The sequence below is a fragment of the Sphingomonas lycopersici genome (assembly GCF_026130605.1).
GTDB classification, from domain to species: Bacteria; Pseudomonadota; Alphaproteobacteria; order Sphingomonadales; family Sphingomonadaceae; genus Sphingomonas; species Sphingomonas lycopersici.
Genome location: NZ_JANFAU010000004.1, coordinates 247425 through 273303, shown reverse-complemented (window position 1 = coordinate 273303; position 25879 = coordinate 247425). Strand labels below are relative to the sequence as shown.

Below are 25879 nucleotides of genomic sequence, written 5' to 3'. Positions count from 1 at the left end.
CCGCCCATCGACGAGCCATTCGACTGCGTCGGGGCGGCGCTCCGCTGCCCGGCGCATGGCTCTCCATCTGCTTTCAGGCCTTACGCTCGCGAACCTCTTGCCGGCGGTCGCGCTGGCGCAGGGCCTGGCCATCGGCCGGCCAATGCCGCGCGATCCTTATGCCGGTCACATCGCTGAAGCATCGCACCGCTTCGGCGTTCCGGCCGCGTGGATCAAAGCGGTGATGCGCGCCGAAAGCGCCGGCGATCCGCGCGCCGTCTCGCGTAAAGGCGCGATCGGCCTGATGCAGATCATGCCGGCGACCTGGACGGCGCTGAGTGCGCGATATGCGCTCGGTGCCGACCCGTTCGACGTCCGTGCGAACATTCTCGCTGGAACCGCATATCTGCGGGAGATGGTCGATCGCTATGGCGACTTCGCCGCCGCACTGGCCGCCTATAATGCCGGGCCGGGTCGGGTCGACGCCCACCTTATCGACGGTCGCGCGCTGCCCGCAGAGACGCGCACTTATGTCGCCAGAATCCTGCCGGATGCGGGAGGTGAACTTGCGCTCTTGCCGTTGTCGGCGGCCGCCGCGGATCGTCCAACCTGGCGAAATGCTGCGCTGTTCATCGAGCGCGGTGATGGGCGATCGGACACCAGCGACGGGACCAATGTCCTTCCGACGACGGGTACGCCGATAGCCGGTGAACGCACTCGGGAACCGACGGTCTCCGCCCATTCTCAGCGTGCCGATCGCAGCGGCTTCGGTCTCTTTGTCGAGCGTTCCGAAGGGGCCGGACGATGATTGAGCTTTGCCACCCGACCGTGACGACCGTGGCGCTGTCTCTTGGGATGAGGGAGCGCGACGGCTGTGAAATCAGGGGGGTTCAGCGATTGCGAGATAAAAAGGGCGCCAGTCGGCGGCCCTTATGTGGTTGTATTTTTGGAATTATTCTGTCGGGCACGCGAATGCCGCGTCTGGCACATTTTGCCGGGAATGCCGCATTTCCGGCGCTTCTGAGTCTGGCACCCTACTCCTGGGTGCGGGTATGACCTTCGACGACCTCGACTTTCGCATCCGCCCGGGACGGAGCAGGGATGCCGGCGGGAACGGCCCCGGCAAGAGCCAGAGCCTTGCCGGTCAGGTCAGGCGGGCCGCGGCGAAAGCGGGTTATACTCGTCGCGGTCCGGTCACCGGCCGCGGCACCGGGCGACTGGGGCGGGGCCGCATCGCGCGGCTTCGGGTGACAGGGCGGGCGGGCAACCGGCGGGTCGTGATCAAGGCGCGCGTGGTTCGCCATAAGGGCGCCCGGTTCCGCGCCGCGCCGCTCGCGCGGCACATGAGCTATCTCAAGCGCGATGGCGTGACCCGTGACGGACGCGATGCCGATCTGTTCGATGCGCGCAGCGAGCATGCCGATGGCGAAACATTCGCCGGACGCTGCGCCGACGACCGCCACCATTTCCGGTTCATCGTGAGCCCCGAGGACGCCGGCGCGATGGACGACCTCCGCGCCTTCACCCGCGAACTGATGGACGATGTGGCGCATGATCTCGGCACCGGGCTCGACTGGGTCGCGGTCGACCATTGGAATACCGACAATCCGCATATCCATGTGCTGGTGCGCGGCGTCGCTGACGACGGTGCCGATCTCGTCATCGATCGCGATTATATCCGCGAGGGGATGCGCGCCCGGGCTGAGGAACGGGTCACCATCGAGCTCGGTCCGCGCAGCGAGCATGACATCCGCTCGAGCCTCGAACGCGAGGTCGATGCCGAGCGCTGGACCAGCCTCGACCGCAATCTCGGGCGTCTCGCCGACGAGGTGACCGGGGTCATCGACCTGAGGCCGGGCGGGGCCGACGACCCTGACATGCGGCGCTTGCTGGTCGGGCGCGCCGCGAAGCTCGAGGCGCTGGGTCTTGCCGATAGCCGAGGACCAGCGATGTGGACGATGCGCGCCGATGCCGAACAGGCGCTGCGGGACCTTTCGGTCCGCGGCGACATCATCAAGACCATGCATCGCGCGATGTCCGCCGAGGGACGCGGTGTCGACCCGGCAACCTTCGCGCTCCATCCCGCAGCGCCGGCCGATCCGGTGATCGGGCGACTGGTCGAACGTGGTCTTGCAGACGAACTCGCCGGCACCGCCTATGCCGTGATCGACGGCGCGGACGGCCGGCTGCATCATGTGACGTTCGACGACCTCGAAATCACCGGCGATGCGGCGCCGGGCGCGATCGTCGAACTGAGAACCTGGCAGGACAGCCGCGGCCGCGAGCGCCTGTCGCTGGCGACCCGGTCCGACCTGCCGCTCGATGCACAGGTCTCCGCCCCCGGCGCGACCTGGCTCGATCGGCAGCTCATCGCGCATGAGCCGGTCCCGACCGGGAACGGCTTCGGCATTGCGATCCGCGAGGCGATGGACGCGCGGGCACGGCATCTCGAGACCGAAGGGCTGGCGAAGGCGCGGGGGCAGGGGTTCCTCTTCTCGCCCAACCTGATCGAGACGCTTCGCGCGCGCGACCTTGCCGCCGAGACCGATGCCATCGCCGCGCGCGTTGGCCTTCCCCATCGTCCGTCGGCCCCCGGCGACTATGTGAGCGGCATCTATCGCGAGCGGGTGACGCTGGCGTCGGGGCGCTTCGCCTTGATCGATGATGGTCTCGGTTTCCAGCTCGTGCCGTGGCGTCCTGCGCTCGACCAGCATCTCGGTCAGCAGATCAGCGGCACGATGGGACCCGGCGGCGGCGTCGACTGGGCGTTGGGGCGCGGTCGGGGGCTCGGCCTGTGACCAGCATATTCCTCGCATCGGAGCCACCACGATGAACGCTACGAAGATCTTGTGGGGCCAGGTCCTGACCGTGTTCTCCATCGTGCTCGGCGCGATCTGGGGCGCGACGCAATGGACCGCCCACGCGCTCGCCTATCAGCCCGAACTGGGTGCGCCCTGGTTCTGGCTCGCCGGCTGGCCGGTCTATCCACCGCCGGCCTTCTTCTGGTGGTGGTTTGCCTATGATGCCTACGCGCCGGACATCTTTGTCACCGGCGCCTTCATTGCGGCCTCCGGCGGGATTCTCGCGATTGTCGTCGCGATCGCCATGTCGGTCTGGCGGGCGCGTGAGGCGAAAAAGGCCGAGACCTATGGATCGGCGCATTGGGCGACCGACCGGGAGGTGCGAGACGCCGGCCTCTTCGCCGATGCCGGCGTCATCCTTGGCCGCCTTGGGCGCGATTACCTGCGGCACGATGGCCCCGAACATGTCCTGTGTTTCGCACCGACCCGGTCGGGGAAGGGCGTCGGGCTGGTCGTACCGACGCTCCTCGCCTGGCCGGAAAGCTGCATCATTCACGACATCAAGGGTGAGAATTGGAAGCTGACCGCTGGTTTCCGGGCGCGGCACGGCAGAGTGCTGCTGTTCGATCCCACCAATCCGGCCTCGGCCGCCTACAATCCGCTGCTCGAGGTCAGGAAGGGCGAATGGGAGGTGCGCGACGCGCAGAATGTCGCCGACGTGTTGGTCGATCCCGAAGGGAGCCTTGAGAAGCGCAACCATTGGGAAAAGACCAGCCACGCGCTCCTCGTCGGCGCGATCCTCCATGTCCTCTACGCAGAGCCCGACAAGACGCTCGCCGGGGTTGCGGCCTTCCTCTCTGATCCGAGGCGCCCGATCGCGACGACGCTGCGTGCGATGATGACGACGCCTCACCTTGGTGACGCCGGCGTCCATCCGGTGGTCGCGTCCGCGGCGCGCGAATTGCTCAACAAGTCCGAGAATGAGCGATCGGGCGTGCTCTCGACCGCCATGTCGTTCCTTGGCCTTTATCGCGATCCGGTGGTCGCTCAGGTGACGCGCCGCTGCGACTGGCGGATTGCAGATCTCGTGAACGGGCGCCAGGCGACCTCGCTCTATCTCGTCGTGCCGCCATCGGACATCAGTCGGACCAAGCCGCTCATTCGCTTGATCCTCAACCAGATCGGCCGGAGGCTGACTGAAGAGCTCGGTCCCGCCGGAAACCGGCACCGCGTTCTCCTCATGCTCGACGAATTTCCCGCGCTCGGCCGCCTCGATTTCTTCGAAAGCGCGCTCGCCTTCATGGCCGGCTATGGCCTCAAGGCCTTCCTCATCGCCCAGAGCCTCAACCAGATCGAGAAGGCCTATGGGCAGAACAATGCGATCCTCGACAATTGTCATGTCCGGGTGAGCTTCGCGACCAACGACGAGCGTACCGCCAAGCGGATCTCGGACGCGCTCGGCACCGCGACCGAGCTTCGCGCGATGAAGAATTACGCCGGGCATCGGCTCAGCCCCTGGCTGGGGCATCTGATGGTGTCGCGCACCGAAACCGCGCGGCCGCTGCTCACCCCCGGTGAGGTCATGACGCTGCCGGCCAATGACGAGATCGTCATGGTCTCGGGACTACCACCGATTCGGGCGGCCAAGGCGCGATACTATGCCGATCCGCTGCTTCAGCAGCGGGTTCTGGCGCCGCCCGACCTCCGAGCGGTTGACGGAGCGGTGGTGCCGAGCGACGCGTGGTCAGAGCTGGTGCCAGTATCGCCGGTAGCGGAAACGCCCGACATCGAGCCAGCGCCTCCGGCAGCTCCGGTCGGGGCATCGGAGGCCGCAGAACAGCCAGCGGCGGAAGGAGAGGGCGATGAAGCCAATGCCGGCATCCGCCGCGAACCCGAGCTCGGCGAACACGAGGAAGTCGTTCAACCGCCGAAGGCCCCGGCGGGCGAGTTTGATTTCGACCGAGCGGATCAGGATGACGAGGCCAATCAGCTTAGGCGTGCGGCGCTCGATCCGAATGATGGGATCGAGCTGTGACCGCCGCCCGCATCAAATATTCCGTGCGTTTGCCCGCCGACCTTACCCGTCGGCTGGCGGATCATGCCCGGTCGAAGCGCGCGTCACAAACCGCGATCATCGAGGCGGCGCTGGAGTCTTTCCTATCGCCTGACGGGGTTGAGCGGCTCGAGGCCGCGCTCGCCCGGCGCCTCGATCATATTGGGCGGCAACTCGATCGGCTCGGATGGAATATCGAATTGTCGAACGAGACGCTCGCGCTGTTTGTTCGGCACTGGCTGACGAGCACGATGCCATTACCCGATACCGCGCTCAAATCGGCACAGGCGATGGGGAAGGAGCGGTGGGAGCGGTTCGTTGACTCGCTCAGCCGCCGGATGGAGTTGGGCCAGCGCCTTCGGCGCGAGATTTCACGCGACCTGTCAGGAGGGGATTAGCGCGATCACAGCGCGACGTTTCTATCCGATCTGGTACTCACGCGTAACGGAATTTCAGATTCCGTCGGACCAAGATTTGAACCGAACATCGTCATCGCCACGGATTTTTGCGGGAATTGGGAGCCGACGTTCGCTAGTCCGTGGCAATAATCGGCTTCCGGCAGGAGCGGACATTCTAAGCCTTCAGGTATCCGGCCTGTCAGGCTGCCGAATGCAACGCGGGCTTCACTTCGGTTGCGATCGGACCTTTGTGATTGCGACCGATGACAAAAGAGACTGGATCACCTGGCGCGAGCGATTCCAAAGTGAAGCCGTCACACAAATTGGATCGGTGAAAGAAGAGGTCACCGCCGTTCGCGTCCGTTAGAAAGCCGAAAGACTTGTCAGTCAAAACGGCCTTCACAGTACCCAATCGCGTTTGAGCGGCTGCATCGCTATCGGAACTCGGTCGAACCCGAACAGCGCAAATTCGCTCGTCTCTGCGTTCGATAAGAAACTCGACACTGATTCCAGGCTTCGCGTGCAGGATTGCATTCTCAAATTCGGAGAAGTGAAAAAATATGCGTTTGTTATCGCCAAAGTTGATAAACCCGAACCTCTTGGCCACGTTGACTGTATGGATCACGCCGATGGCACTTTTGCCGACATCGGTTTCGTCGCAGATTTGCACCGGAGTCCGCGGTTGGGAACACTGCCGGATTGCCAGGAGGGGGTCAAAGCGCAAGCCCTCGATATCTTGGTAGCACCGTTCAACTTCGGGGCGTAGCCCGCTCACGGAAAGCTTCTCGGACAAAAGTGCTAGGATACCCAGCCCGCGCCGGATCGTCCCGAAAATACGTTCGTCATAAAGATCCTCTGGAATGGTGACAAAGCGATCATAGCCAGCCCGGACCTCGTCCAAGCTGTCGGAATAGCGCCCCGCCTCCAGCGCGTTCGTTGCGCTCCGGATTTTGACTTGCAGCCAGGTATCATAGGCCATTCTACGATGACGGGTCGATGCAGTGACATTTAGCAACAAACGTTCGAGCCTGTCGTCCGCCTCCTCATATTGCCCGAGATACATTTCGACACGTGCCAGTTCGAGCAGGATGGCGGGGGAATCGGGGTCCAACGCCTCCGCGATCAGTAGCTGCTCTGCGGCCGCATGCGCATCTTCGGAGACCCGCAGAAGAAAGCCCCCATACCAGTAACGCAACGGCGCTGAGTTGGGCTCAATCGCGAGGGCGTTGTCGTAGGCCTCCGCAGCGGCCGCCGGCCGGTCGCCATAAGCTTCAATCCAGGCTTCAACACGGTAAACCTCTGAAAATGTCCGGTCCAGTTCTTGCGCCTGTCCGACCAGGCGGACAGCCTCCTCATAATCATTGGCCGCGCTTCTTGCGAGAGCCTCTCCGAGCAGCTTAGCCGTGATGGCATCCGCCTGGTTGCGACAAGCGATACTGCGAGGATTATATCTGTTATTGCCGCGGTCGGCTTGCAGTCTTTGAAATTCCTTAGCGACATCTTTTTTACGCTGCCTGAACAAAGTTGTCTCACTCGCAGACGGCGCATGGTTCTTGAGAATATACAGGCGCGGTAACTCGTTGAGCTCGTAAACCGTCTCCGTGCCCGACCCGGTCAGGGCGTTGTGCATCCCCACGAGATTGGCTGATTGCAGCGCCGCCAACGCCTGCTGCAAATCATCGCCATGTAAGCCAGAAAGATACGAAATCATCGCGAGCGGGTGACGGCCTGGCACAGCAATCATGGCCTTACAGATCTCTTTTCCGGCCGACGAAACATGCTCGTAGACGTTGGACAGGCAGAAATCCAAGAAAGTTTTGGGATTGGTAATTGCGACATCGGGCTGGCGGCCGCATTGTACACAGGACACAAACCATTTTATAAAGCCAGGATTGAGCTTCATGCCCTGAACATAGCTGCGCAAAACTTCAGTCTTGGCCTTGTAAATATCTGCAATTCGTCTAACCTTGGCCGTCGTCCGCAGAAGCTGCACGGCCTCGTTAACCGACAGGCCGCCCAGTTTAAAAGGGTAGCTCATCTCTCCAATGCCGACCCGCGACGTGGCGAGGATTTTGCTCTTGCCGGTAGATCGCCTGATAAACCGAGTGAGAAGCGGGTCGAGAACGGTTTCGAGATTGTCCAGGATCAGCAGGATTTTGAAGCTGTTGAGATATTCCGCCACCTCGTCCATTACAACGTTCTCGTCGGTCGAGGCTCCGAGCGCGGACGCCGCGCATTTGATCAATCCCAACGAATCCTGGATAGCGTCATCGATCGTGCGGATGTCATCAAGGGTTAGAACAGTCCTCTTGGCTGTTGCCCAAACAATAGCCTCGAAGCCGGAGTTTTCGTCGTCGAGCAGCTCATAGGCAACCCTCAATGCTAGTGCAGTTTTACCGAACCCTCCCTCTCCGACCACCGTCACTACTGGCCAGTTCGACTTGCACGCGGCCAGGAGGTCGGTAGTTTCCTGCTCACGCCCAAGAAAACCTGTCTCGTCATAGTCCGGCAGCGGCAGATTATGTGGTATACGGTCGGCAACAGAGCTCAGCCTGGACAGATCAAGCGAATAGACAAAATTCGGGTTCTCCCGAATGCGGTCCTCAAACTCGATGACTTGAGGAAACCACCGCGCGCGGGACCCTCGTATTTTCTGAACAAAATCATCGACCACAGAGAAATCGGTGAATTGTAGAGGCCGACCATGCATCACCCTGTTTCGGATCGGAGTCAAACGATCCAGGTCGGCCCCGTTCTTCTGAATGAATCGTGCCAAATCCTGATCAAGCTCAACTTTGTGCCGCCGAAGCGTCTGCACGGAGTCTGGGAAATCAAGATAATCATAGACGTCTACATCTTCGATCAAGCCGTCGCGCGCAGCCCGGTCACGTACCTTCGTGAGCAGATCAGGAGCGAGTACCTGATCGACAGGCCGCGTCTCGCCCAGTTGGTTCCGGACGAGTCTTCGCAGGTCAATGTCGGTTGCTACGATCATCCCGTAGAGCGTGAGACGTACGAGATTCGAACTCAAAGCTGCTTCCCCCCTCGTAACCGACCGAACGCGGCGCGGCATCCATTGGTACTATAGCGTGCCCTGATGCCAGGTGGTGGTCAATGCAGATCGTCTACACTTGACCAGGGGGCGGAACGCCAACCGCCAGGCAAAGTTCTTTCGTAGCTGCCAACAATGCGTCCACCGACGTGACGCAGATCGAGGGTAACTCGATCGACGTTAGGAGTTCGGATCGGTCAGAATGAGGCGCCTTGCTGACCGGCCACTAGAAAGCCAGCGAATGACAGCTTCGCTCACAACGGACATTCGCGATGGAATTGGGGGGTGCCGGAGATGGTCTCAAGCCGCCGGTTAGGCATTCGCGCGCGGTTTCGCCTCTCGTCGTTAGCCATTTGCCACCGCTTCTCAATCGTGGCTCATTCGTAAGGCCCATACGCAGACTTTTTACGCCAGAGCTTCTATTTCTTCGCCTTCTTTTGCAATGCGTAAATAGTTGTTGCGGCTGGCGAATTGCTCCGTCTCTTAATTCTCCCCGTTGCGCCGGGCGCTTTGGCCAGGCGGTTCGAACGGGGATGTGATGACAACCGAGCCCTTCCGATCTGAAGCGATTGTCCGCGGCGTAAAAATGCTGCGCACCGCGATGGGCGCGTCGATCGCTGCGTGGCTCGCAGACCCCCAGATTATCGAGGTGATGCTCAACCCCGACGGGCGGCTTTGGGTCGATCGCCTGGGCGGGGGCATTTCCGACAGCGGAACCACCCTGACGCCCGCCGATGGCGAGCGGATCATCCGCCTTGTTGCGCATCATGTCGGGACCGAGGTGCATGCTCGACAGCCGCGCGTTTCGGCCGAGCTGCCGGATACCGGCGAGCGGTTCGAAGGATTGCTGCCGCCGGTCGTCGCGGCACCGGCCTTTGCGATCCGCAAGCCCGCGGTCGCTGTCTTCACGCTCGACGACTATGCCGATGCCGGCATCATGTCTCTGCCGCAGGCCACAGTCTTGCGAGAAGGAGTTGCAGCGCGCTCCAATATTCTCGTCGCCGGTGGGACGGGGACAGGCAAGACCACCCTGACCAACGCGCTGCTGGCCGAGATCGCCCGTAGCGACGATCGGGTGGTGCTGATCGAGGACACGCGCGAGTTGCAATGCGCGGCACGAAATCTTGTCGCGATGCGCACCAAGGACGGGGTCGCATCGCTTTCGGATCTTGTCAGGTCCTCGCTGCGTCTGCGTCCCGACCGCATTCCGATCGGCGAGGTGCGCGGGGCTGAAGCGCTCGATCTCCTCAAGGCCTGGGGAACGGGCCATCCCGGCGGTGTAGGCACGATTCACGCCGGGAGCGCGATCGGCGCGCTGCGCCGGATGGAGCAGCTCATCCAGGAAGCGGTGGTCTCTGTGCCGCGCGCGCTCATCGCCGAGACCATCAACCTCATCGCTGTGCTGGTGCGAGACGGTTCGGGTCGGCGGCTCAGCGAGCTGGCGCGCGTCGAGGGGCTCGACCCTCTCACCGGCGACTATTGCCTGTCCTCCATTGCCACCCCCAACATCGGAGAAACCTCATGACCGCATCGATGCGGTGCCATGCACGCCACCTGTTCCAGGACAGCGCAGTCGCCTTGGTATCGTTGCCGTTTCTTGCCGGGTCGGCCTGGGCGTCGGGATCGTCGATGCCCTGGGAGAGCCCGCTCAATTCGATCCTGCAGTCGATCGAGGGACCAGTCGCCAAGATCGTGGCGGTGATCATCATCATCACGACAGGCCTGAGCCTCGCCTTCGGTGAGACCGCGGGCGGCTTCCGCCGCCTGGTCCAGATCGTGTTCGGTCTGTCGATCGCCTTCGCGGCGTCGAGCTTCTTCCTGTCTTTCTTCAGCTTCGCGGGCGGGGCGCTGGTATGATGTCGGAGGCCGACAACCCGCCTTTGGGTTATTTCGCGCCGGTTCATCGCGCGCTGAGCGAACCGATCCTCTTGGGCGGGGCGCCGCGTTCGCTCGCCATCCTGACGGGGACGCTCGCCGGCGCGGTTGGACTTGGCTTGCGGCTCTGGCTTGTCGGCCTCGCGATCTGGGCGATCGGCCACGCGCTTGGCGTCTGGTCGGCGCGTCGCGACCCGCAGTTCGTCGAGGTTGCGCGCCGGCATCTCAAATATCCAACCTGGCTGCGGCCATGATGAGCCTCGCGGAATATCGCGGCCATGCGGCGCGTCTTGCCGATTTCCTGCCGTGGGCGGCTTTGGTCGCGCCCGGCGTGATGCTCAACAAAGACGGGGCGCTCCAGCGCACCGCGCGGTTCCGCGGGCCCGATCTCGACAGCTCGACCCCGTCGGAACTCGTCGCGGTGACCGCGCGGCTCAACAATGCGCTACGCCGGCTGGGATCGGGCTGGGCGGTGTTCGTCGAGGCACAAAGGCTGCCCGCGCTTGATTACCCCGAGTCCGTTTTCGCCGACGACGTTTCGCGGCTCGTCGATCTCGAGCGGCGTGAGCAGTTTCGGGAGGAGGGGGCTCATTTCGAGAGCCATTATTATCTGACCCTGCTGTGGATGCCGCCGGCCGAGGATGCGGCGCGCGCCGAAAGCTGGCTCTATGAGGGCCGCGCGCGTGATGGCGTCGATGCGCAGGAATTGCTCCGCAATTTCATCGATCGCACCGACCGGCTGCTCTACCTCGTCGAGGGCTTCATGCCCGAGAGCGGCTGGCTCGATGACGGCGATACACTGACCTACCTTCACAGCACCGTCTCGACCCGGCGTCAGCGCGTCCGCGTGCCCGAGGTCCCGGCCTATCTCGACGCGTTCATTGCCGACGAGCCGCTCACCGGCGGGCTCGAGCCGCGGCTCGGCGAGCATCATTTGCGAACGCTCACCATCACTGGCTTCCCCAGCGTCACCTTTCCCGGGCTGCTCGACGAACTCAACGCGCTCGCCTTTCCCTACCGCTGGTCGACCCGCGCGATCATGCTCGACAAGACCGATGCCACGAAACTGCTGTCGAAGATCCGCCGGCAATGGTTCGCCAAGCGCAAGTCGGTCGCGGCGATCCTCAAGGAGGTGATGACCAACGAGGCGTCGGTGCTGACCGACAGCGATGCCGCCAACAAGGCGGTCGACGCCGACCTCGCGCTGCAGGAGCTGGGCGCCGATACCGCCGGCATCGCTTATGTGACCGCAACCGTCACGGTGTGGGACCAGGACCCCGCGCTCGCTTCGGAGAAATTGCGCCGGGTCGAGAAGGTCATCCAGGGCCGTGATTTCACCTGCATGGTCGAGGGCTTGAACGCGGTCGAAGCCTGGCTCGGCAGCCTTCCGGGGCAGGTCTATGCCAATGTCCGGCAACCGCCGGTCTCCACCCTCAATCTCGCCCACATGATCCCCCTCTCCGCCGTGTGGGCGGGGGCGGAACGGGACGAGCATTTCGGCAAGCCCGCCTTGTTTCATGCAAGGACCGAAGGCTCGACCCCGTTCCGCTTTTCGCTTCATGTCGGCGATGTCGGGCATACGCTCGTCGTCGGTCCGACCGGCGCGGGAAAATCGGTCCTGCTTGCCATGATGGCCCTGCAGTTCCGGCGCTATCCCGACAATCAGATCTTCGCATTCGATTTCGGCGGCTCGATCCGCGCCGCGGTGCTCGGCATGGGCGGCGACTGGGAGGACCTTGGCGACAACCTCCTCCATGCGGAGTTCGGCTCCGATGTCGCGCTGCAGCCGCTGGCGGGTATCGACCAGGTGGCCGAACGCGCCTGGGCCGCCGAGTGGGTCGTGGCCATCATCGCCGGCGAGGGCGTCGCAATCGATCCCGGCGCCAAGGAACAGCTGTGGGCCGCGCTGACCTCGCTATCCTCGGCGCCGTCGTCCGAGCGCACGATCACGGGCCTTGCTGTCCTGCTCCAGAACCAGCTGCTCAAGCAGGCGCTTGCACCATATTGCGTCGGCGGCGCCTGGGGGCGGCTGCTCGATGCCGAACATGAGCATCTCGGCCAGGCGAGCGTACAGGCGTTCGAGACCGAAGGCCTGATCGACTCGGCTGCCGCTCGAGCTGTCCTTGCCTATCTCTTCCACCGCATCGAAGCCCGGCTCGACGGCCGACCGACCCTCATCATCATCGACGAAGGCTGGCTTGTGCTCGACAGCCCGGCCTTCGCCGCGCAACTGCGCGAATGGCTGAAGACGCTGCGCAAGAAGAATGCGAGCGTCGTCTTCGCGACCCAGAGCCTCGCCGACATCGAGACTTCGAGCATCGCCCCGGCGATCATCGAAAGCTGCCCGACGCGGATCTTCCTGCCCAACGAACGTGCCGCGGAACCGCAGATCGCACGCATCTACGAGCGTTTCGGGCTCAATGCGCGGCAGATCGATATCCTCGCGCGCGCCACGCCCAAGCGCGACTATTATTGCCAATCCCGCCGCGGCAATCGCCTGTTCGACCTGGGACTCGGCGACGTTGCGCTCGCCTTCGCCGCCGCCTCATCGAGGACCGATCAGCGCGATATTACCGAACTGGTGGCGCGCCATGGCCGGCAAGGTTTCGCGTCCGCATGGCTCCGGCATCGCGGCCTCGGCTGGGCCGCCGATCTCATCGCCGCTGCGGCCCCGATCGAATCTACCGGCGATCCGCTTCCCCTCGACCTCAAGGAGCCCGACCAATGATTGCGCCCTCTCGCCATCGACTGCTCCCCGCCGCGCTCGCCGTTGCGGGCCTCGCGCTGGCGGCAATCCCCGTGCCGGCATCCGCCCAATTCGGCCTTGGCGGGATCGTCTACGACCCCACCAATTATGCCCAGAATGTTCTCACCGCGGCGCGGTCGCTGCAGCAGATCAACAACCAGATCCGCCAGATCCAGAACCAGGCGCAGTCGCTGATCAACGAGGCGCGGAACCTTGCAAGCCTGCCGGTCTCGACGCTCTCGACGCTCACGAACCAGATCAACCAGACCCGCCAGCTGCTCACCGAGGCGCAGCGCATCGCCTATCGCGTCCGCGATATCCAGCAGGCGTTCACCCAGCGCTACAATGGCGCGAACCTCACCGCGTCGAGCAGCCAGATGGTCGCCAATGCCAATGCCCGTTGGCAGGACAGCATTGGCGCCTATCAGGATGCGCTTGAAGTCCAGGCCGGGGTTGTCGGCAACCTCGACGGCGCACGGGCCTCGATCGAGACATTGGTCACCGCGAGCCAATCGGCGACCGGTGCGCTCCAGGCCTCCCAGGCAGGCAATCAGCTTCTCGCGCTCCAGTCGCAGCAACTCGCCGACCTCAGCGCGGCAGTCGCCGCGCAGGGAAGGGCGCAGGCGCTCGAAGCGGCGCGAAACGCTGCGGAGGAAGCGGAGGCGCGCGAGCGGCTGCGTCGTTTCTTCAAGAGATGATCGCGTCAGCGAAAATCGTCGGCTTTGCCGTCGTGGCCGGGCTGATCGGCACTTGCCTCGTCGGCATGGCGCTCCGGCGACCGCCAGCACCCGGCGCGACCGACGAGCTGCCGGTGATGACGCCAAAGGTCGACCGGCTGCGGTTGGCGCATTGCCGAACGCTTGCCGCGCCCGATGCCGATTGCGCGGCCGCCTGGGAGGCCGAGCGTCGGCGCTTCTTTCGGGATGACAGGCGATGAACGACACCAGCGTGATTGACCGCTTCCTCGAGGTTTATGGTCGCTACATCGACAGCGGGTTCGGGCTTCTCGGCGGTGAAATCGGGTTCCTGTCGTCGACCCTGATCATCATCGACGTCACCATCGCGGGGTTGTTCTGGGCCTGGGGCGCGGACGAGGATGTCCTCCAGCGCCTGATCAGGAAGACGCTCTATATCGGTGTCTTCGCCTATATCATCGGTCATTTCTCGAACCTTGCGACGATCCTGTTCCAGAGCTTTGCCGGCCTGGGCCTGAAGGCAAGCGGGAGCGGCCTCGCGATCGGTGACTTCATGAAGCCCGGTACCATCGCTGCGACCGGCCTCACCGCTGCGAAGCCGCTGACCGATGCGATCTATCTCCTCGCCGGCCCGATCGGATTCTTCGTCAACATCGTCCAGATCCTGATCCTGTTCCTCGCCTGGCTGATCGTCGTCCTCGCCTTCTTCGTCCTCGCGGTGCAGATTTTCGTCACCATCATCGAGTTCAAGCTCGTGACGCTGGCGGGATTCATCCTCCTGCCTTTCGCTTTCTTTGGCCGCACCGCCTTCATGGCCGAGCGCGTCCTCGGCCATGTCATTTCCTCGGGGATCAAGGTGCTGGTGCTGGCGGTGATCACCGGCATCGGCACGACATTGTTCAGCCAGTTCACTAACAGTCCGATCGCCACCGTTCCAGATATCGATCAGGCGATGACGCTCGCGCTCGCCGCGCTGACGTTGCTCGGGCTGGGCATCTTCGGGCCGAGCATCGCCAATGGGATCGTCACCGGCGGACCGCAGCTTGGCGCGGGAGCCGCTGTAGGCACCGCTCTTGGCGCTGGCGCAGTCATTGGTGGCGGCGCGGCAATGGCCGGGATGACGGTTGCCGGCGCAGGCGGTGCTGCTGGCGCCGCGGCCTTGGGTGTCGCGCGCGCGGCCGGGACCGCCTCGGGTGCTTATGGCGCCGGCGCAGCCGGAAAGAGCGGTGGCGCCGCCGTTGTGGGCGGTGTCGCAAATATCGGCAGAGCGGCGGGTAACACCGCTGCCTCTCCATTGCGCAGGGCCGCGGCAGCGCTGCGCTCGAACTTCGAAGCGGGAAAGGCGGCGGCAGCAGGAGATGCGGTCGCGGTGCCCGCGACGACCGGCGGCGACGGTCCGCCCGCCTGGGCCAAGGCGATGAAGCGCCGGCAGACCGTGTCGCATTGCGCCTCCGTCGCCAGTCACACGCTCAAGTCCGGCGACAGCCACGGCGGCGGCGCCGGCCCCGATCTCTCTCAGAAGGATTGATGCATGTTTCGACGTCCATCGACGCGTTACGGACTGACGCCCGAGCCGGTCACTCCCTATCAGCGCGCCGCGCAGGTCTGGGACGATCGCATCGGGTCCGCACGGGTCCAGGCGAAGAACTGGCGCCTCGCCTTCTTCGGGTGCCTCGCGCTTTCGGGCGGCCTCGCCGGCGGGCTCGTCTGGCAATCGGCGCGTGGGACCATCGTTCCCTGGGTGATCGAGGTCGACAAGCTCGGCGAGGCGCAGGCGGTGGCGCCGGCCGAGGCTTCATATCGACCGAGCGACCCCCAGATCGCCTTCCACCTTGCGCGGTTCATCGAGCATGTCCGCGCCATCCCCGCGGACCCGATCGTGCTCAAGCAGGACTGGCTCCGAGCTTATGACTTCACCACCGACAAGGGCGCGGTCGCGCTCAACGATTACGCCCGCTCCAACGACCCGTTCGCCAGTGTCGGCAAGGTCCAGGTGGCGGTCGACGTCTCGAGCGTCATTCGCGCGTCGCGCGACAGCTTCCGCGTCGCCTGGGTCGAGCGGCGTTATCAGGATGGCGCGCTCGCCGCGACGTCACGCTGGTCGGCGATCCTGACGGTGGTGATCGAACCGCCACGGACGCCCGATGGCCTGCGGCGCAATCCGCTCGGCGTTTTCGTCGATGCCCTCAACTGGTCGAAGGAACTCAGCCAATGACGACGCTTTCACCGGATCGCGGACGCCGCCCGCTCATTCTCGCAATTGCTTCGTTGCCGGTCCTGATTGCTGCGTCCGCGCAGGCGGCGCCGGCCGATTCACCGGCATCCCAGCCGCGGGGACCGGTCGAGATCGTCACCGTGCCGGTTCCGCTTCCGCTGCCCGGTCAATTGAAACCGATCGGTCCGCCGCGATCTGCAGCGGCGCCAACTGACCCAAGGGACGGCGTGGTCCGCGCCAACGCCATCGCCCGGGTGCAGCCGCAGCGCGCGGGCTGGCTCAACGCCATCCAGCAATATCCCTATGCCGATGGTGCGCTCTATCAGCTCTATGCGGCACCCGGGCAGGTGACCGACATCGCGCTTCAGGAAGGCGAAGAACTGGTCGGCCCGGGGCCGGTCGCCGCCGGCGACACCGTCCGCTGGATCATCGGCGATACGGTAAGCGGGACGGGCGCGACCAAGCGGGTGCATATCCTGGTGAAGCCCACCCGCGCCGATCTCGTGACCAACCTCGTCATCAACACCGCGCGCCGCACCTATCACCTCGAGATGCGGGCGACCCCGGCCACCTATATGGCGGCGGTCTCCTGGACCTATCCGCACGACGAGCTCATCGCCGTTCGTGCCGCCACCGCTGAAGCCGCGCGCGCGGCGCCGATCGCCGGGGGCCTCGATCCGGCGACGCTCAATTTCCGCTATCGCATCGGTGGCGACAAGGTGCCCTGGCGCCCGGTCCGCGCCTTCGATGACGGTCGCCAGGCCTTTATCGAATTCCCGGACCTCACCAGCGTGACCGACATGCCGCCGCTGTTCGTGCTTGGCGCCGACGGCAAGGCCGAGCTCGTCAATTACAGGGTGCAGGGCCGCTATATGGTGGTCGACCGCTTGTTCGGTACAGCCGAGCTGCGGCTGGGAACCGGGAAGGGCGAGTTGCGGGTCCGGATCGTCCGCGACGAAGGCGGCCGGCGTCCACGGGGGCGGCCGTGAGCGAGCTGGAAGAAGCGGGCAGGGAAGGGCCTGAGCCTTCGGCCGCTCCGCCAGTCGAAACGGTGCCGGAATCGCCCGCGCGCAGCGACGCGGAGGCATTCCGATTGCGCCCGCCGGCGCCACGCGTCGTCCGCCTGTCGCGCAAGGTCCTCGCGGTGATTGGCATCGGTGCCGGTCTTGGGATCGGCGGATCACTGACCTATGCGTTGCAGCATCGGCCTCCAGCCGCATCACCCGAGCGGACTACGAGCGGCGAGGGGAGAACAAAATCCGAGGTCGTGACCGGCGCGCCGGATGATTATTCGAAGGTGCCGAAACTTGGAGCGCCGCTTCCAGGTGACCTTGGCCGCCCGATCCTCTCCGCGCAACAAGGGGGGCAGCTTGGTGCCGGCCAGCCCGATCCACACCTCGCCGCGGCCGAGCAGGCAAGGCAGCGAATGGCGCAGGAGCAGGACGCGGCGCGCAACAGCCGGGTATTTCTGGGCGGTGGAAATCCGTCGATAGCGGAGAGCGGCATTGCCGCATCCGGCCCCGGTCTTGACGCCGACGCTTCGAACCGCCCGAGCGGTGCCGGTAGTTCCCTGCCGGCGGTGTCTGCAGCTGGACAATCCGCAAGGCGTGCCTTTCTTGAAGGAAAGACGAATGGTGCGAACGAAAGCGCCGAACGGCTTGTCGCGCCGACATCCCCGAACATCCTGCAGGCGGGGACTTTCATTCCGGCCGCGCTGATCACGGGAATACGCTCCGATCTGCCCGGGCAGGTCAGTGCCCAGGTGACGCAGAACGTCTACGACAGCCCGACCGGTCGCATCCTCCTGATCTCGCAGGGCGCGCGGCTGCTCGGCGAGTATGACAGCGAGATCTCAGCCGGTCAGAACCGCGTGCTGCTCGCCTGGACGCGGCTCATCCTGCCCGATGGACGCTCGATCCAGCTTGACCGCCAGCCCGGCGTCGACCCGGCGGGTATGGCGGGGCTTCAGGACCGCACCAATCATCATTGGGGCAATATGCTGCGTGCGGCGGCGATCTCCACCTTGCTCGGGGTCGGGAGCGAGCTTTTCACTGGGAACGACGATAGGCTGACGCGCGCGTTGCGCTACGGGACGCAGGACACCGTCAATCAGACCGGGCGCCAACTCGTCCAGCGCGAGATGAATGTGCCGCCAACGCTGACCATCCGGCCCGGCTATCCGGTTCGGGTGCTGCTGACCCGCGATCTGATCCTCGAATCCGTTGAAGGAGGTCGCTGATGGCGAAACTGAAGCTCGGTCCGATCGAGGACGACAAGCCGGTCAAGGTTGCGGTCGAGTTGCCGGCGGCCATCCACCGCGATCTCGTTGCCTATGCGCGCGCTCACGCCGAGGACAATGGACTCAACCATCCCTTGCCTCCTGAGCGGCTCATCCCGGTGATGATTGCCCACTTCATGGCCAGCGATCGTTCCTTCACGCGCAAACGGCGTTGAGAGGAGGTCTGCGAAATATCCAAAGTGGTGGTATTTTCAGATCAATAATCAAAGAAGGATATTTTTGGCCTTCCGTGCAATGATGGTTTCCGGAAAGTAAAACAACGTATCGAGTAGCGGTGAATATATTCAATTATAATCGGATTATAAACTGGAAGGCGGTTGTCAATCGCGCCAGCCTTCATTTGCGACATCGAGAGTCGCATATGAAAGGAGTAATGACAATGAATCGCATTGACATTGAAGACGTCGTCGACCTCGGCGAAGCCACCGTCCTGACGCGTGGTGGGGATCCTTCCGGCGTGCTCGATACGGACGGCATCCTCTTCCACAAGCGCGAAGGCCTCAGCAACGACGACTGAAGCCGCTTGCGGGGCGCGCCGCCGGGCGGCGCGCCCCGCTCACGTAAGGGCGTTCTATGCTCAAGATCAGGCACGACCTCCACCACGCTTCAGTCGGCGGGACGCCAGTCTTTCTTGACGTCGCGGCAGATCGTTATTTTCTCCTGTCCGGCGGCGCGACCCGAAGCTTCGAAGCTTTCATTGCAGGCGATGCCACGGCTGACGATCTTCAAAGGCTCACCCAGCTTGGAATAGTTGCCGACGTGCCCGAGAATTCCGGCACGCCGCACGCGCCTCGGGAAATGCCGCAGGCCCGGTCGAGCCTCATCCATACCGGAGCTTCCCGGTCCTCGCTGACCATTCTGGCACGCGCGGTCGCGCTGCAGATCGGCTATTCGCTCCTCGTGCCGCGACGGCAATTGCTCGCGACGGTGAATGCAGCGCGGGCGGCAAAGGCTAGAGCGGCGCGCCAGCGCCGCCACGCGTCAATTGACGAAGCCGCGGTCGCCGCGGCGTTTTATCACGCTCAATATATCCTTCCGTCCGCGGACAAATGTCTGCCGCGCAGCTTTGCAATAGCCAATCTGCTTCGGCGCACCGGTCACCACCCGACGATCGTGTTCGGGGTGCAATTGCCATTCGCCGCGCATTGCTGGGTCCAGTGCGAGGATCGCGTGGTGAGCGATCCGCTCGCGCATGTCGCGTCATTTACCCCGATCCTCGCGATATGAGCGCACCGCGCTTCATCGCCAGGACCCATCACGGTGAGCCTGTGGCGCTCGATGAGCGAGTGGACGGTCTCCCGCGAGTGTTTTCGAGCGAGCGGGTCCACGTCTGGGGAAGCGAACATTGCGTCGCGATCGGCGACCGCAGCTGTCTCATCGGCCATCTGTTCACACGAACGCGACCCAGTCGCCGCGTCAGCTCCTTTTCACAGCCCGAAGTCGAGGCGATTCTCGCGTCGCGGGGCGCCTCACTGATGCGAGATTATTGGGGCGGCTATGTCGCCTTTCTTCATATCCCGGCGGGCATAACCAGGATCATTCGTGATCCCAGCGGGACACTGCCGGTTTACTGGCGCCGGATCGACGGTGAATTTGTCCTGGCGGCCGAATTGGGCCGCCCGCCGTTCAGTCGATCGGACGGGCTCCGCGTCGATCCCGACGCACTGGCGGTCTATCTGTCGTCACCTCACTTCGCGGGGCAGCAAACCTGTCTCGCCGGGGTGTCGGAGCTCTTGCCCGGCTATGCGCTCGACCTGGTGGCGCAGCAGGCAATCGAAACCTGCTTATGGTCCCCATGGGATCATATAGGCGCTGGCACGGCCGGTCCGGGGGATGCGGCGCTCGACCTGCGCGAGACCGTCAATGATGCCGTTCGGAGCTGGGGGGAGTGCTTCCAGTCCATCCTCCTTGGAATGTCGGGCGGGCTCGATTCGACCATTGTCGCAGCGGGACTTGCCGCCGGGGCCGCGAATGCGCGCGGCGTCTCCATGTACGGGCCCGATCCCGGCGGCGACGAGCGTCCCTTTGCCACGATGGCGGCGGAGGCCTTCGGAATAGCGCTCACCGTGGAGGCCTATGGCGATTGGCCGGTCGACCTCGCGAAACCGATTGTCGAAGGCAGCCCGCGTCCATTCCTGGCGCATTACGTTCAGCCGATCGCGCAGGTTCGGGATCGGATGCGCCGCGAGGAGGGGATCGATGCCTTCTTTTCCGGCAACGGCGGAGACAACGTCTTCTGCTCACTCAATTCGGTCACGCCGATTGTCGATCGGATCCTCGCGCGATCAAGGCCTCGGTCGATTGCCGCGACTATTCGCGATATCGCCCGGCTTACCAATGCAGACATATTCACGATCGGTCGGTCTGTGGTCGCCCGCCTTGCGCGGCGCTCGCGCCGTGTAAGCAGCATCGATCAGACATTCCTCGACCCTGCTCGGCTCGCGGCTGCTTTCGAGCGCGTGACACCTCATCCCTGGCTCGAGCCCAGGCGCGAGGTGCTGCCCGGCGCGAACGCCCATGTGAGGATGTTGCGCCGCGCCCTGGGCAATGATGGTTTCCATAGTCGCGCGGCCTATCCGCCGTCGATCGCGCCATTGCTTTCGCAGCCGATCGTCGAATTGTGTCTCAAGGTCCCATCCTGGGCCTGGGTCAGTGGAGGGGTCGACCGTGCACTCGCGCGCAAAGCGTTTCGCGGCGTCATACCCGATGTGCTGCTCGACCGTCGAGGCGGCGGCGGGCCGAGCGGGTTCGTCGATCGGCTCTACCGCCAGAATGAAGCCATGGTGCTGGACGAATTGCGATCCGGCTTCCTCCAGGACCATGGGATCATCGCCGCCGCGGAGATTCCGGATCATGCAAGGTCAGGCGGCGGACAGCATCCGCTTCATCCGCAGCGGCTGCTCGCGTTGCTCGCCGCCGACACGTGGGCGCGACACTGGGAGGACGGCTAATCCGTCGCCTTTCGGGCGGTCACGCTTTGTGCGCGCATCTTCTCCCATCGCGCCGCGCGTTCCGGATGGGAAGTCGGCGCAATGCCGCGGAGCCAGAAGTCGAACCAGTCGAGATTTTCGATCAGCGCCGCGCGCCGGTTGGATGGAATGTGGAAGAGATGGGTTTCGTCGGCGCCCGGCGTCTCGCCCGGATAGAGCGTGATGTCCGCCGGTACGTTTGCGCTCTGAAGCGCCTGATAGAAATCGACCGCGCCGACGCGTGGTTCGGCAAGCTGCTGCAGGACCGGTGTCGTCACATATCGCGCACGATAGGAAGGCGCGAGCGCGAGGTAATTGGGCATCGCCTTGGGATCGCCCGGCGCGCCGCCATAAACCGCCTGATAGCTGCATTGCAGGTAGCGGTTCGCGGCCGGTTCGAGATAGGCGCCGTCACCGCTCGACGCGGCCTTGAACAGATTGCTTTGCGTGACAGCGACATTCACCATCTGCGATCCCGCGCTATAGCCCGCGATCCCCAGCCGCTCGCGGTCAATCAAGCCTTCGGTGCTCAGCAAGTTGATGAGGCTCCGGTAGCTCTCGACGGTGTTGAGCCAGGTCAAACGCTGAACCTCCCACGGCGGCGTCCGGCCATCGCAGCTGTTCCAGGTCTCCTGCGCTTTCTGCAGGATCGGACTCTGGGAGACCGGCGGATCGTTGACCAGCAAGACGACATAGCCGCGCTCGGCGAGAAGATAGACCGGATAGCTCCAGACCAGATCGGGCGACGCGAAACGCTGATCGGCATCCGGCGAGTGGGTCACGATGATCGCAGGATAGCGCACGCCACGCCGGTAGCCGCGCGGATAGATGATGAAGCCATTGTTCTTGAACCCGAAGCTGTTGCTCCAGCTTCTTTCGGCCAATTGAAGGGGCTCGATCGCGACATAGTGCGGCGCGATCTGAGATACCGGATCGATCCTGCCCGACGCGGTGGTGACCGCGACCAGCTCGGGCGATTTGACCAGCCCCTCGCGGATACAAACGCCGCGCAGCGCGTCGCGGGTGAATGCGCAATGCCGCAAGCTGTCCTTCGCCGGCAGGATCGTCGCTTTCCCGCGGCGGTCGAGGCGCACCAGACCAAATCGGGCTTCATCGATGAGGCGAACTGACAGCATGACAATGCCATCGGCTGTGCGCCATGACCCGTTGGCACCATCGCCCAGCAGCTGGACATTCATCGCGCCATAATCAAACGAGGCGCCATTGTGCACGCGTTCGATAAGCCGGGCCTCATCTCCTGTACGCGTGACGAGGATCTTTCCCTCGTTGGGGCCGGTCGGCGCATCGCCCCCAATCAGCTCGGGCGCGCCGGGGAGCAGCGTCGATTTGGCCCCGCCGAACTCCCACCGATAATGCCAGACCGACGGCGTTGGATTGTTCACCGCCTGAAGCGCATAGTCGAGGTGATCGCTCGCCCAATGCGGAAACGCGCCCATGTAACGTGCAACGCGATCCTCGGCCGGCGCCGAGGCAATTTCGACGGGCTTGTCGTTCCCGCCGCGCAAATGGAGCCGGACACGCACCCTGGGCCTCCAGCGTCGCTGGGCGCTGGCATCGGTAACGTCCGCTCCACCGATGACGCGGCTTGCGGCCTCTTCGGCTTCCAGGGTCGTGTAGAACAGCCGCGTCCCATCGGGCGACCAGTCGTAAAATGCGACGCCGACCGGCATTGGCCCGACTTCATCATATCCGAAATTCGCGCCATCGGCGTTGCCGACCAGCACATCGGTCCGGCTCTCGACGATCGGTGCGATGCCTGCATCGTCGCCGACCTCGTAGAGATTGAGGCCCTTTCCGAAATTCGCCAGCACGCTCCATGTCGCGCGGCCGGGGCGCGCGCTGAGCCGTGTCATTAGCACCGATGTCGCGACAACCCTGTCTCGGCGCGCGCCGATATCCACGACATGCAGCTCATATTGCGGCCGGTCCTTTGCGACATCGACCGTGCGCAGCACATAGGCGGCGCGGGTGCCGTCGTGCGAGATCGCGAGATCCTTGACCTCGGGCACCTCGACCATGTCGTCGAGCGTCCACACGCGCCCTTCAACAGCCCGCTCGGCGGTAGCTGGAGCGGGACCGGCAGGCAGGGCGAGAGTGAGAAGCGAAATCGCCGCAAGATGGCTCGTCCTCACCACGACTTGCGCACCGAGACGGAGATGAAGCGGCCGATCGGCGAGTAATTGGTCGTGTCGAAGGGCGTCTGATAGGCCGAGCCGGTGACGATGGCCTTCGGCCTCTGGTTGAACAGATTGTTGATCGTCGCGCCGAGCTCGAACCCGTGCCCGGCTTTGAATTGTGCGGCGAGGTCGAAGGTCGACGGGCCTGCGAACCGATAGACCGCTGTGGTGCGATTGTCGGTGAGATGCGACGAGAGATTGGCGTAGCCCGCGATCGACAGCGTATCGGTCCCATAGCTGACACCGAACCGCCCTCGCCAGTGCGGCGGATTGAAGATTGTTCCGGCGAGGTCGACGGTCGGCAGGCCGGGGAGCAACTGCTGGGTGCTGGCGATCCACGTGCCGTCGGCGGAGAAGCCAAGCGTTTGTCCCTGCGGGAGATGGGCCAGATAGCGGATCGCGAGATTGACCCCGTGATAATTCTGGTGCGCGACGTTGCGGTCACGGTCGTCGATCAGCGCAACGACATTTGCCGGATCATAAGGCTGGTCGGTCGCATTCTGCAGCCCGACCGTCGCGCCGGAGATCGCCGCCTGAAGGAGCGCGGCACTCGGCGAGAGCGTGACGAGCGAGGCGTAGATCGGATTGTCGATGATGCCGCGTGACGAGATCGCCGGCGTGGCGACGCGATCATTATAGTCGAAGTTGAAATAGCTGACCGTCGCCGACAGGCCGGGAAGCGCGGCGGGCTTGATCTCCGCGCTGATCGTCCAGTTTTTTGACCGCTCGGGCTTCATGTTCGGCCCGGCGCCGCTCAATACGAGCGCGGTGGTTCCTGCCGGATAGCGCGCGCCATAATAAGTCGCGTCGTCGAGTACCGCGGCATAGCCGAGATATTGCTGGTAGAAGGTCGGCAAACGGAACGAGCGCCCCCAGGTTCCCTTGAAGGTAAGCCCGTCAAACGGCGTGTAGATCAGGCCGAGCTTGGGAAGTGCGACCGAGCCGACGCCGGTATTGCGTTCGTAACGGAAGGCGGCGCTGAGCGAGAGCGCGCGGCCAAACGATGAGTGCATGTCGGCCGAGAGCATGGGAAGATAGAGCTCGCCGTAGACGAAGTCGTTGTTGCGATGCCGATCAAGCTGCTGAAGGACGACCCCTGCATTGGTGCCGACGAGATCGAGCCCGATATAGCGGTGACCGATCCCGACCGCCGCGCGAAGCGGGCCAGCGGGCAGATCGATGATCGAGCCCTCGCCGCCGAGTTCGATCGAGGCCGATTTGTTGTTGTAGCGCCGCGTGCCGCTCGAAATGATTGATCCTGCCGAATAGACGCTGGAGGCGATATCCGTCTTGTCCTGTGCATAGGACGAGGTCAGCCTGACGACCCAGTCCCCGCCAACCTTGACCGAAACATTCGGGGCGATCGAGAAATTGGTCGATATGGCATGCGCATCGGCGCCGAACGCAAAATGCGGCTGTCCCGCGACAAAGCCCTGAATGATGTCCTGCCGGCTGTCCTTGTAAAGCGCGTCGAGCGAGAAGGAGACACGATCGCCAACGTCCTGGAACAGCCGGATCAACCCGCTGTGGCGTATGATCCCCGGGTAGAGCGTCGCATCCGACGCCATCTTCGCTGCATAGCGCCGCTGCGCGGCATAGATCGGATCATTGGACAGATAATCATAGGTCGCGAGGATGCCGCCGCTCGCCCATTTGTGTCCGGCGACCACATTATATTGCTGCTGGAAATCCCCGCCGTCGGTTGCCGCGCCAATGCGGCTCATCACCGAGACGCCGTCATAGTCACGTCTCAGCCGGACGTTGACCACGCCCGCGACCGCGTCGGCACCGTAGATTGCCGACGCGCCGTCGGCGACCACCTCGACGCGTTCGACGGCGGCAACGGGAATGGCGCTGATATCGACCGCGGCGTTGATGCCGGTATAGCTGAGCCGGTTACCATCGAGCAGCGTCAGGGTCGCGTTCGGGCCCAATCCGAAGAGGTTGACCGACGACGCCCCGTTCACATTGCTATTGGCGGCGCCCTGACTGGTGCCGATCCCCGGGCTCTGCCCCCCGGCGAAATTGAACGGCAGGCTGCGGGTGACCTCGCCAAGATCCGCTTGCCCCGCCTTGCGGATATCGGCTGCGGTCACCGTCATCACCGGCGCCGCGATCTCCGCCCCCTGAATACGCGTTCCGGTGACCACCACATCACCCTGAAGAGCCGATGGCGCCTCCGATCGCGCCATGACCTGCCGCCGGATGATCACCGCGCCCTTGTCGAACCGGACCGAAAGACTCGTGCCGCGAAGTAGGCGCTCGATCGCCTCCTCGGCGGTAAAGCTCCCGTGCAGGTCGGGGGCAGTGATCCCGGCGACATCCTCGGCCGACGCATAGAGCTCCAATCCGGCCTTCGCGGTGATTGACCGAAGTGTGGCGCTCAGATCCTGCGCGGCAAAATCGAACTGAAAAACTTCGCGATCCTGCGCGGATGACGGTGTCGGCGCCAGCGCAAGCGCCGCACCCGTCATCAACGCCGCCATCAACTGACCCCGACTTTTCGCCATCATTCCCCTCCGTCGTCGGCGAGCACGGTCGGCTCGCTTGCGAAGAGGAAGTTGACGCCAGCAATCGGTCGGGGGTGGCCGCCGCTAAA

The 25879-nt window shown here is 64.0% G+C and carries 22 protein-coding genes; 18 read left to right on the top strand and 4 right to left on the bottom strand.

Features of this window, described 5'->3' with window-relative positions:
- Positions 1-55 precede the first annotated feature (55 nt).
- The 4 genes from NED98_RS10790 (at position 56) to NED98_RS10775 (ending at position 5231) form a co-directional block, all read left to right on the top strand.
- Complete coding sequence (locus tag NED98_RS10790; RefSeq protein ID WP_265312985.1) at positions 56-787, top strand: lytic transglycosylase domain-containing protein; 732 nt, start codon at positions 56-58, stop codon at positions 785-787.
- Positions 788-1031: 244 nt separating this feature from the next.
- Positions 1032-2777, top strand: coding sequence for a relaxase/mobilization nuclease domain-containing protein (locus NED98_RS10785; RefSeq protein WP_265312984.1), 1746 nt, complete (start codon positions 1032-1034; stop codon positions 2775-2777).
- Between the two features lie 31 nt (positions 2778-2808).
- A complete protein-coding gene (locus tag NED98_RS10780; RefSeq protein ID WP_265312983.1) occupies positions 2809-4815 on the top strand; it encodes a conjugal transfer protein TraG in 2007 nt (668 codons plus the stop codon).
- Positions 4812-5231 (top strand): CopG family transcriptional regulator, encoded by a 420-nt coding sequence (locus tag NED98_RS10775; RefSeq protein WP_265312982.1) that lies wholly within the window; start codon positions 4812-4814, stop codon positions 5229-5231. The genes NED98_RS10780 and NED98_RS10775 overlap by 4 nt, the downstream gene beginning before the upstream one ends.
- 199 nt (positions 5232-5430) lie before the next feature.
- Here NED98_RS10775 and NED98_RS10770 read toward each other — a convergent pair whose 3' ends face one another.
- Entirely contained in the window at positions 5431-8262 is a 2832-nt protein-coding gene (locus NED98_RS10770) for a cold shock domain-containing protein (RefSeq protein ID WP_265312981.1), read from the bottom strand.
- Positions 8263-8821: 559 nt separating this feature from the next.
- Here NED98_RS10770 and trbB point away from each other — a divergent pair.
- From trbB to NED98_RS10710, 12 genes are all read left to right on the top strand, one after another.
- Positions 8822-9808 (top strand): P-type conjugative transfer ATPase TrbB, encoded by a 987-nt coding sequence (trbB, locus tag NED98_RS10765; RefSeq protein WP_265312980.1) that lies wholly within the window; start codon positions 8822-8824, stop codon positions 9806-9808.
- The gene (locus tag NED98_RS10760; protein ID WP_265312979.1) at positions 9805-10140 is read left to right on the top strand and encodes a TrbC/VirB2 family type IV secretion system protein; all 336 of its coding nucleotides are present in this window, start codon (positions 9805-9807) and stop codon (positions 10138-10140) included. The genes trbB and NED98_RS10760 overlap by 4 nt, the downstream gene beginning before the upstream one ends.
- On the top strand, positions 10140-10412 hold the full coding sequence (locus NED98_RS10755) for a VirB3 family type IV secretion system protein (protein ID WP_265312978.1): 273 nt from the start codon (positions 10140-10142) through the stop codon (positions 10410-10412). The genes NED98_RS10760 and NED98_RS10755 overlap by 1 nt, the downstream gene beginning before the upstream one ends.
- On the top strand, positions 10409-12886 hold the full coding sequence (trbE, locus tag NED98_RS10750; protein ID WP_265312977.1) for a conjugal transfer protein TrbE: 2478 nt from the start codon (positions 10409-10411) through the stop codon (positions 12884-12886). Before NED98_RS10755 ends, trbE begins: the two co-directional genes overlap by 4 nt.
- Positions 12883-13602: a P-type conjugative transfer protein TrbJ gene (gene trbJ / locus NED98_RS10745; RefSeq protein ID WP_265312976.1), complete on the top strand. Its 720-nt coding sequence runs from the start codon at positions 12883-12885 to the stop codon at positions 13600-13602. Before trbE ends, trbJ begins: the two co-directional genes overlap by 4 nt.
- The gene (gene trbK-alt / locus NED98_RS10740; protein WP_265312975.1) at positions 13599-13841 is read left to right on the top strand and encodes a putative entry exclusion protein TrbK-alt; all 243 of its coding nucleotides are present in this window, start codon (positions 13599-13601) and stop codon (positions 13839-13841) included. Before trbJ ends, trbK-alt begins: the two co-directional genes overlap by 4 nt.
- Positions 13838-15127 (top strand): P-type conjugative transfer protein TrbL, encoded by a 1290-nt coding sequence (trbL, locus tag NED98_RS10735; protein WP_265312974.1) that lies wholly within the window; start codon positions 13838-13840, stop codon positions 15125-15127. Before trbK-alt ends, trbL begins: the two co-directional genes overlap by 4 nt.
- Positions 15128-15130: 3 nt before the next feature.
- Positions 15131-15814 (top strand): conjugal transfer protein TrbF, encoded by a 684-nt coding sequence (trbF, locus tag NED98_RS10730; RefSeq protein ID WP_265312973.1) that lies wholly within the window; start codon positions 15131-15133, stop codon positions 15812-15814.
- Positions 15811-16803: a P-type conjugative transfer protein TrbG gene (trbG, locus tag NED98_RS10725; RefSeq protein WP_265312972.1), complete on the top strand. Its 993-nt coding sequence runs from the start codon at positions 15811-15813 to the stop codon at positions 16801-16803. The genes trbF and trbG overlap by 4 nt, the downstream gene beginning before the upstream one ends.
- Positions 16800-18053: a TraB/TrbI/VirB10 family type IV secretion system protein gene (locus NED98_RS10720; RefSeq protein ID WP_432423315.1), complete on the top strand. Its 1254-nt coding sequence runs from the start codon at positions 16800-16802 to the stop codon at positions 18051-18053. Before trbG ends, NED98_RS10720 begins: the two co-directional genes overlap by 4 nt.
- Positions 18053-18268, top strand: a complete 216-nt coding sequence (locus NED98_RS10715) for a DUF2274 domain-containing protein (RefSeq protein WP_265312971.1) — start codon at positions 18053-18055, stop codon at positions 18266-18268. The genes NED98_RS10720 and NED98_RS10715 overlap by 1 nt, the downstream gene beginning before the upstream one ends.
- 224 nt (positions 18269-18492) lie before the next feature.
- Complete coding sequence (locus tag NED98_RS10710) at positions 18493-18630, top strand: hypothetical protein (RefSeq protein ID WP_265312970.1); 138 nt, start codon at positions 18493-18495, stop codon at positions 18628-18630.
- Positions 18631-18719: 89 nt separating this feature from the next.
- On the opposite strand, the gene NED98_RS10705 is transcribed toward NED98_RS10710, so the two are convergent.
- Entirely contained in the window at positions 18720-18899 is a 180-nt protein-coding gene (locus NED98_RS10705) for a hypothetical protein (protein WP_265312969.1), read from the bottom strand.
- Between the two features lie 12 nt (positions 18900-18911).
- Here NED98_RS10705 and NED98_RS10700 point away from each other — a divergent pair, with 12 nt between their 5' ends.
- Together NED98_RS10700 and NED98_RS10695 are read left to right on the top strand one after the other, a co-directional pair.
- The gene (locus tag NED98_RS10700; protein WP_265312968.1) at positions 18912-19340 is read left to right on the top strand and encodes a lasso peptide biosynthesis B2 protein; all 429 of its coding nucleotides are present in this window, start codon (positions 18912-18914) and stop codon (positions 19338-19340) included.
- The gene (locus tag NED98_RS10695; protein WP_265312967.1) at positions 19337-21064 is read left to right on the top strand and encodes an asparagine synthase-related protein; all 1728 of its coding nucleotides are present in this window, start codon (positions 19337-19339) and stop codon (positions 21062-21064) included. Before NED98_RS10700 ends, NED98_RS10695 begins: the two co-directional genes overlap by 4 nt.
- On the opposite strand, the gene NED98_RS23300 is transcribed toward NED98_RS10695, so the two are convergent.
- Together NED98_RS23300 and NED98_RS10685 are read right to left on the bottom strand one after the other, a co-directional pair.
- Positions 21061-23235, bottom strand: coding sequence for a prolyl oligopeptidase family serine peptidase (locus NED98_RS23300; protein WP_265312966.1), 2175 nt, complete (start codon positions 23233-23235; stop codon positions 21061-21063). The two genes, NED98_RS10695 and NED98_RS23300, sit on opposite strands and share 4 nt — an antisense overlap.
- Complete coding sequence (locus tag NED98_RS10685) at positions 23232-25790, bottom strand: TonB-dependent receptor (protein ID WP_265312965.1); 2559 nt, start codon at positions 25788-25790, stop codon at positions 23232-23234. Before NED98_RS10685 ends, NED98_RS23300 begins: the two co-directional genes overlap by 4 nt.
- Between the last annotated feature and the right edge of the window lie 89 nt (positions 25791-25879).

Coding starts and splice junctions, on each gene's coding strand:
- trbF (WP_265312973.1), top strand. CDS start 15,131: ATGTTTCGACGTCCATCGACGCGTTACGGACTGACGCCCGAGCCGGTC.
- trbJ (WP_265312976.1), top strand. CDS start 12,883: ATGATTGCGCCCTCTCGCCATCGACTGCTCCCCGCCGCGCTCGCCGTT.
- NED98_RS10790 (WP_265312985.1), top strand. CDS start 56: ATGGCTCTCCATCTGCTTTCAGGCCTTACGCTCGCGAACCTCTTGCCG.
- NED98_RS10760 (WP_265312979.1), top strand. CDS start 9,805: ATGACCGCATCGATGCGGTGCCATGCACGCCACCTGTTCCAGGACAGC.
- trbK-alt (WP_265312975.1), top strand. CDS start 13,599: ATGATCGCGTCAGCGAAAATCGTCGGCTTTGCCGTCGTGGCCGGGCTG.
- NED98_RS10685 (WP_265312965.1), bottom strand. CDS start 25,790: ATGGCGAAAAGTCGGGGTCAGTTGATGGCGGCGTTGATGACGGGTGCG.
- trbG (WP_265312972.1), top strand. CDS start 15,811: ATGACGACGCTTTCACCGGATCGCGGACGCCGCCCGCTCATTCTCGCA.
- NED98_RS10785 (WP_265312984.1), top strand. CDS start 1,032: ATGACCTTCGACGACCTCGACTTTCGCATCCGCCCGGGACGGAGCAGG.
- NED98_RS10755 (WP_265312978.1), top strand. CDS start 10,140: ATGTCGGAGGCCGACAACCCGCCTTTGGGTTATTTCGCGCCGGTTCAT.
- trbL (WP_265312974.1), top strand. CDS start 13,838: ATGAACGACACCAGCGTGATTGACCGCTTCCTCGAGGTTTATGGTCGC.
- trbB (WP_265312980.1), top strand. CDS start 8,822: ATGACAACCGAGCCCTTCCGATCTGAAGCGATTGTCCGCGGCGTAAAA.
- NED98_RS10715 (WP_265312971.1), top strand. CDS start 18,053: ATGGCGAAACTGAAGCTCGGTCCGATCGAGGACGACAAGCCGGTCAAG.
- NED98_RS10710 (WP_265312970.1), top strand. CDS start 18,493: ATGAATCGCATTGACATTGAAGACGTCGTCGACCTCGGCGAAGCCACC.
- NED98_RS10700 (WP_265312968.1), top strand. CDS start 18,912: ATGCCGCAGGCCCGGTCGAGCCTCATCCATACCGGAGCTTCCCGGTCC.
- trbE (WP_265312977.1), top strand. CDS start 10,409: ATGATGAGCCTCGCGGAATATCGCGGCCATGCGGCGCGTCTTGCCGAT.
- NED98_RS10695 (WP_265312967.1), top strand. CDS start 19,337: ATGAGCGCACCGCGCTTCATCGCCAGGACCCATCACGGTGAGCCTGTG.
- NED98_RS10780 (WP_265312983.1), top strand. CDS start 2,809: ATGAACGCTACGAAGATCTTGTGGGGCCAGGTCCTGACCGTGTTCTCC.